Below are 6418 nucleotides of genomic sequence, written 5' to 3'. Positions count from 1 at the left end.
CAGGAGAGACCACCACGCCAGGACGGCGACCAGGAGAGACCACCACGCCAGGACGGCGACCGGGAGAGCTGATCGGTACGCCGGGACGGCGGCCGGGAGGACCGGCACCCCGCCCCGGCGGGAAGACTGTGCGCGGGGACCGCCGCACCCCCGTCACCGGGGGGCGGGACGACGGCGGTCCCCGCGAGGGACGCGGGCCGGGTCAGGCCGGGCTTGCGCGTCCGTGGCGTCCATGGAGGTCCGGGAGCCGCTCCGGAGGTCCCTGGCGCCGTTCGGGCCGGCCGGGGCGGGGAGCCGCTCCCGCCCTGCCGACACCCACCACTGTGCCGAACCCGTGTTAAGCGGGTGCTGCGCGGACGTGACACGCTCGTACCACTTCCGAGAAGACCAATTCCCGTGCGCGACCTGCGGAGTTCGCCTCCGTCGCCCCCCGTTCACCCGAGGTTCGCCCCTACATCGCGGTCTTGGCCAGGAAGGCCAGCAGGTCCTGCCGGCTGACCACACCGGTCGGCTTGCCCTCCACCAGGACGATGGCCGCGTCCGCCGTACCGAGCACGGACATCAGGTCGCCGACCGGCTCGCCGGAGCCGACCTGCGGCAGCGGCGCCGACATGTGCTTCTCCAGCGGGTCGTCGAGCGAGGCGCTCCGGGTGAACAGCGCGTCCAGCAGCTCCCGCTCCACGACCGAGCCGACGACCTCGGCGGCCATCACGTCCGGGTGCCCGGCACCGGGCTTGACGATCGGCATCTGCGAGACGCCGTACTCGCGCAGCACCTCGATGGCCTGGCCGACCGTCTCGTCCGGGTGCATGTGGACCAGGGACGGCATGGCGCCGCCCTCCTTGTCGCTCAGTACGTCGCCGACGCGGGCGCTCGGGCCGGCGTCCTCCAGGAAGCCGTAGTCGGCCATCCACTCGTCGTTGAAGATCTTGCTCAGGTAGCCGCGCCCGCTGTCCGGCAGCAGCACGACCACGACGTCGTCCGGACCGAGCCGCTCGGCCACCCGCAGCGCGGCGACCACGGCCATCCCGCACGAGCCGCCGACCAGCAGCCCCTCCTCCTTGGCGAGGCGCCGGGTCATCTGGAAGGAGTCCTTGTCGGACACGGCGACGATCTCGTCGGCGACGGTCTGGTCGTACGCCGTCGGCCAGAAGTCCTCACCGACGCCCTCGACGAGGTACGGCCGCCCGGACCCGCCCGAGTACACGGAGCCCTCGGGGTCGGCGCCGACGACCTCGACCCGGCCGTCGCTGACCTCCTTGAGGTAGCGCCCGGTCCCGGAGATGGTGCCGCCGGTGCCGACGCCGGCCACGAAGTGGGTGATCCGCCCGTCCGTCTGCTCCCACAGCTCGGGGCCGGTCGAGTGGTAGTGGGAGAGCGGGTTGTGGGGGTTGGAGTACTGGTCGGGCTTCCAGGCGCCCGGCGTCTCGCGCACCAGCCGGTCGGAGACGTTGTAGTAGGAGTCCGGGTGCTCCGGCGCGACGGCCGTGGGGCAGACGACCACCTCGGCGCCGTAGGCCCGCAGCACGTTGATCTTGTCGGTGGACACCTTGTCGGGGCACACGAAGATGCACTTGTACCCCTTCTGCTGCGCCACGATCGCCAGCCCCACCCCGGTGTTCCCGCTGGTCGGCTCCACGATCGTGCCGCCGGGCCGGAGCGCGCCGCTCTGCTCCGCCGCCTCGATCATGCGCAGCGCGATGCGGTCCTTCACCGAACCGCCCGGGTTGAAGTACTCGACCTTGGCCAGCACGGTCGCCCGGATGCCCTTGGTCACGTTGTTGAGCCTCACCAGCGGGGTGTTGCCGACGAGGCTGATCATCGAGTCGTGGAACTGCACCGTTGTCTCCGGATGCCGCAGAAGAGGTGGTCGTGGTAGCGCCAGCCTATGACCTGTCACCGCCGTTCACTCGTCATGGAGATTGGCGGGGGCTCGCTTCGGGGCAAGGAGTGGATGTACGGGGTGCGAGGAGGTGGCGGCGACGCATGACCAGGATGTCGAGGGCGAGAGTGGCCCGGCGCATCGCAGCGGGCGCGGCGTACGGCGGTGGCGGCATCGGCCTGGCCGGTGCGGCGGTCGTCGGCCTGGTGCTGGCGGAGGTGCAGCTGGCCCGGCGCCAGGTGGGCAACGGCGCGACCCCGTACGTCCCGCACGCGGAGGGGCGGTACGGACGGACGTACGACACCCCGCAGGCGCCGCCCCTGCTGCTCACCATGCTCGGCGACTCCACCGCCGCCGGCCAGGGCGTCCACCGGGCCGGCCAGACACCGGGCGCGTTGCTCGCCTCGGGCCTCGCGGCGGTCGCCGAGCGCCCCGTCGACCTGCGCAACGCCGCCCTGCCCGGCGCGATGTCCGACGACCTGGACCGGCAGGTGACGCTGGTGCTGGCGGACCCGGACCGGATCCCCGACATCTGCGTGATCATGGTCGGCGCCAACGACGTCACCCACCGCATCCCGCCCACCCGCTCGGTGCGGCACCTGGCGGCGGCGGTCCGCCGGCTGCGCACGGCCGGCGCCGAGGTGGTCGTCGGCACCTGTCCCGACCTGGGCACGATCGAGCCGGTGCAGCAGCCGCTGCGCTGGCTGGCCAGACGCGCCTCCCGCCAGCTGGCGGCCGCCCAGACGATCGGAGTCGTCGAGCAGGGCGGCCGCACCGTGTCGCTGGGCGACCTGCTGGGCCCCGAGTTCGCCGCCAACCCGCGCGAGCTGTTCGGCCCCGACAACTACCACCCCTCCGCCGAGGGGTACGCCACGGCCGCGATGGCCGTCCTGCCCACGGTGTGCGCGGCGCTGGGCCTGTGGCCGGCGGAGGAGGAGCGCCCCGACGCCGCCCGGCGCGAGGGCTTCCTGCCGGTGGCGCGGGCCGCGGCGGAGGCGGCCGCGGAGGCGGGCACGGAGGTCACGGCGGCGATGCCGACGGGTCCGCGCGGGGCGTGGGCCCTGCTGAAGCGCAGGCGGCGGCGCCGGGTGACGCCGACGGAGCCGGCACCGCAGCCGTCGTGAACGCCGTCGCCGTACCGGCTCCCGTGGTCCCGGCGCCACGGAGCCGCACGGCCGAAAAAGCAAGCGCTTAGAAAACTGCGGCCTGCGTCACACCGCCACACCCGTGACCCAGCGCATACGGACAGGTAACTTCCCAAGCAGCCCCGCCATATCCCCGTATGCCACTGGAGCCGTGATGCCCGAAGCCGTGATCGTCTCTGCCGCCCGCTCCCCCATCGGCCGCGCCTTCAAGGGCTCCCTCAAGGACCTGCGCCCCGACGACCTGGCCGCCACGATCATCCAGGCCGCCCTCGCCAAGGTCCCCGAGCTGGACCCGAGGGACATCGACGACCTGATGCTCGGCTGCGGCCTCCCCGGTGGCGAGCAGGGTTACAACCTCGGCCGGATCGTCGCCGTGCAGATGGGCATGGACCACCTCCCCGGCTGCACGGTCACCCGCTACTGCTCCTCGTCCCTGCAGACCTCCCGGATGGCCCTGCACGCCATCAAGGCCGGCGAGGGCGACGTCTTCATCTCGGCCGGCGTCGAGACGGTCTCCCGCTTCACCAAGGGCAACTCCGACAGCCTGCCCGACACCCGCAACCCGCTCTTCGCCGACGCCGAGGCCCGCACCGCCGCCGTCGCCGAGACCGAGGGCTCGACCTGGCACGACCCGCGCGAGGACGGCCTGCTCCCCGACCCCTACATCGCGATGGGCCAGACCGCCGAGAACCTCGCCCGGAACTGGGGCGTGACCCGCCAGGAGATGGACGAGTTCGGCGTCCGCTCGCAGAACCTCGCCGAGGAGGCCATCAAGAACGGCTTCTGGGAGCGGGAGATCACCCCGGTGACCCTCCCCGACTCCACCGTGGTCAGCAAGGACGACGGCCCCCGCCCGGGCGTCACCCTGGAGGGCGTGGCCGGCCTGAAGCCGGTCTTCCGCCCCGACGGCCTGGTCACCGCGGGCAACTGCTGCCCGCTCAACGACGGCGCCGCGGCCCTGGTCATCATGTCGGACACCAAGGCCCGCGAGCTCGGCCTGACCCCGCTCGCCCGGATCGTCTCCACCGGCGTCTCCGGCCTGTCCCCCGAGATCATGGGCCACGGCCCCGTCGAGGCCACCCGGCGGGCCCTGGCCCTCGCCGGCCTGACCATCGACGACATCGACCTGGTCGAGATCAACGAGGCGTTCGCCGCCCAGGTGATCCCCTCCTACCGCGACCTGGGCATCCCGCTGGAGAAGCTGAACGTCAACGGCGGCGCCATCGCCGTCGGCCACCCCTTCGGCATGACCGGCGCCCGGATCACCGGCACGCTCATCAACTCCCTCCAGTGGCACGACAAGCAGTTCGGCCTGGAGACGATGTGCGTCGGCGGCGGCCAGGGCATGGCGATGGTCATCGAGCGCCTCAGCTGAGTCCCGGCACCCCGGCACCCCCTGCGTGACCGCCCCGCCACGGGCGGTCAGGCCTTGGCCCGGAACCCCGAAACCACGGGGTTCTGGGCCGTTTTGTGACCCAATCTCCCCCAGGATGTGACCTATCTCCTTCGTCACAGGGATCAGCGCAGGTCAGGGCAGTTCCTCCGGAAACATCAAGCGCAAAGACCTGTCCGTTTCGTGACGTTACGCACTGACAGCTGGATAGTTCACCCCTCAAGCTGATGTAGGAAGTCGGGGATTACCTTGAACCGGGAGTACGTCAGTGAGCGCCATGCCGATCGCCTTGCTGGTCACCACGGCCGCCACGGGCGCCGTGGGCGTAGCCGTCCTGCGCACCCTCAGGCAGCTGCGCCGCCAGGTCGCGGACCTGCACGCCGAGCTCGCCGAGAGCCGTGCCGCCGCCCGCGCCCTGCTGCCCGCCGCCCGTAGCGCGGCCGACGCGGACGAGATACGCACGGCCGTGACCGAGGCGCTGGCCGAGGAGCGGGAGCGGGAGCTGGCCGAGGCGCGTGCCTTCTGGGCCGCCCAGGAGGCCCGGGACGTCTCCGACGCGCCGTCCCTGCTGGGCCTGCCCGACCACGACCTCTTCCTTCCCCGGCAGGCCGACTTCGCGGGCCTGGAGCCGCTGGAGCCGGTGACCGAGCCCGGCGCGGAGGCGGACGAGTGCGCCGGGGACTCCCCCGAACTGGCCGCCGCCCGCCGCCGCCACCCCTCCCACCCCGACTTCACGCCGTCCCCGTCACCGGTCGTGGGCGACCACGAGCGCACGGTGTCGGTCCTGGAGGAGCTGGCCGCCTCGCACGTCGAACTGACCGACGTCCGCCCCGGCCCGCTGGGCACCCTGGACGTCTATGTCTTCGCCGACGGCACGACCCTGTGCATGACCCCCGGCCACCGGGAGACCGCCGACCGCCTCGCCGCGGCCCTCCGCTCCGGCGAGAGGCCGACCCTCCTGGGCGGCTCCGGCATCTCGGGCGCGTACACGCTGACGTTCACCTGCGGCGGCGAGACGGTGTACATCCTGGCGGACCGGGTCATCGCGTCCTTCTGAGCCGACACCCCGCCAGGGCGCCGGCCCACGAGCCCGAGGACCCGCCGTTCGGCCCACGCCGGCGCCGCGGCGCCCGGCACGCGCATCCGCGGCAGGCCCCGCACCGGAGAAGCTGATCGGGCGCAAGGCCGACGTCCGCTCCACCGTCGCTCCACCGCGACGAGGGCGCAGGTCTTCCTCTACGGCAACCTGGTCAAGCCCCATGCCGCCCTCGCCCTCCTCGACCGGCTCGGCAGCACCAGCCGCCAGGTCATCATGAACGGCCCCGGCTACCGTCATCGTGATCGGCTCCGGGTGCTCGCAGAACTCTCGCCATGGTTCCTGTGTGAGAGTCGCACTGCGTTGCGTAGTCGGCTGCGGCTGATCGGCGTGTTCACGGCCACCATCCGCGACCTGCGGGAGGTGGACCGGCTGGAACCGGCTGTGCGGTCGTCCTCACTGCGAGGGGGCCGGCGGTCGCGGATGCGCTGTCCGCGCGCAGGATCTGCACATGGGCGGGCGTCAGCACCACCGTGCCGCAGTACGGAGCCGCATGCAGGGCGAGGACTGCGGCGCCCCGCCCGGACGTCGGATTCCGCAGGAGCCCGATCCGCAAGAGCGGTTCCGGTCGGGTCAGTGCCCGAACCGAGAAGACCGCGGCCAGCACCGCACCGACGGCAGCCGTGGCGGTCCGCACCCAGGCCGGGCCGCTTGGGGCGCTGATGCCGTAGGCCACCGCGACCACGCCGGGCACCAGCAGCATCGCTTAGATGTTCACCTCTGGGCGAACTCAAGCGCCGTGCGCGCGCACGGCCGGGCACGGTCCGCAACGACTGGCGGTTCCGCTCCGGGGCCTGAGACGATCACAAGATCATGTGACGGCAGGCCCCAGTGCCGCGGCACTAGACCCAAGGCCGTGAAGTTTGCGGTGGGGTGGGGTCGTCAAGTGGGTGAGACGAGCA

The 6418-nt window shown here is 72.5% G+C and carries 5 protein-coding genes; 3 read left to right on the top strand and 2 right to left on the bottom strand.

Annotation, left to right across the window (positions count from 1 at the left end; translation table 11 throughout):
- Positions 1–451 precede the first annotated feature (451 nt).
- The gene (locus ACFF45_RS30020; RefSeq protein WP_381349872.1) at positions 452–1840 is read right to left on the bottom strand and encodes a cystathionine beta-synthase; all 1389 of its coding nucleotides are present in this window, start codon (positions 1838–1840) and stop codon (positions 452–454) included.
- 146 nt (positions 1841–1986) lie between these two features.
- Between ACFF45_RS30020 and ACFF45_RS30015 the strand changes: the two genes are divergently transcribed.
- From ACFF45_RS30015 to ACFF45_RS30005, 3 genes are all read left to right on the top strand, one after another.
- Positions 1987–3006 (top strand): SGNH/GDSL hydrolase family protein, encoded by a 1020-nt coding sequence (locus ACFF45_RS30015; RefSeq protein ID WP_381349871.1) that lies wholly within the window; start codon positions 1987–1989, stop codon positions 3004–3006.
- Positions 3007–3181: 175 nt separating this feature from the next.
- Positions 3182–4402, top strand: a complete 1221-nt coding sequence (locus ACFF45_RS30010; RefSeq protein WP_381349870.1) for an acetyl-CoA C-acetyltransferase — start codon at positions 3182–3184, stop codon at positions 4400–4402.
- Positions 4403–4688: 286 nt separating this feature from the next.
- Complete coding sequence (locus ACFF45_RS30005; RefSeq protein WP_381349869.1) at positions 4689–5477, top strand: hypothetical protein; 789 nt, start codon at positions 4689–4691, stop codon at positions 5475–5477.
- A gap of 373 nt (positions 5478–5850) precedes the next feature.
- On the opposite strand, the gene ACFF45_RS30000 is transcribed toward ACFF45_RS30005, so the two are convergent.
- Positions 5851–6219, bottom strand: coding sequence for a hypothetical protein (locus tag ACFF45_RS30000; protein ID WP_381349867.1), 369 nt, complete (start codon positions 6217–6219; stop codon positions 5851–5853).
- Positions 6220–6418 lie beyond the last annotated feature (199 nt).

The sequence above is a fragment of the Streptomyces cinereospinus genome, assembly GCF_042430725.1.
Taxonomy (GTDB): Bacteria; Actinomycetota; Actinomycetes; order Streptomycetales; family Streptomycetaceae; genus Streptomyces; species Streptomyces cinereospinus.
The sequence above is the reverse complement of the archived record's forward strand: the minus strand, read 5'-3'. Positions and strand labels throughout refer to the sequence as shown.

What these genes read in the sequence shown, in the direction of transcription:
- ACFF45_RS30010 (WP_381349870.1), top strand. Translation starts at nt 3,182, where the DNA reads ATGCCCGAAGCCGTGATCGTCTCTGCCGCCCGCTCCCCCATCGGCCGC.
- ACFF45_RS30015 (WP_381349871.1), top strand. Translation starts at nt 1,987, where the DNA reads ATGACCAGGATGTCGAGGGCGAGAGTGGCCCGGCGCATCGCAGCGGGC.
- ACFF45_RS30000 (WP_381349867.1), bottom strand. Translation starts at nt 6,219, where the DNA reads ATGCTGCTGGTGCCCGGCGTGGTCGCGGTGGCCTACGGCATCAGCGCC.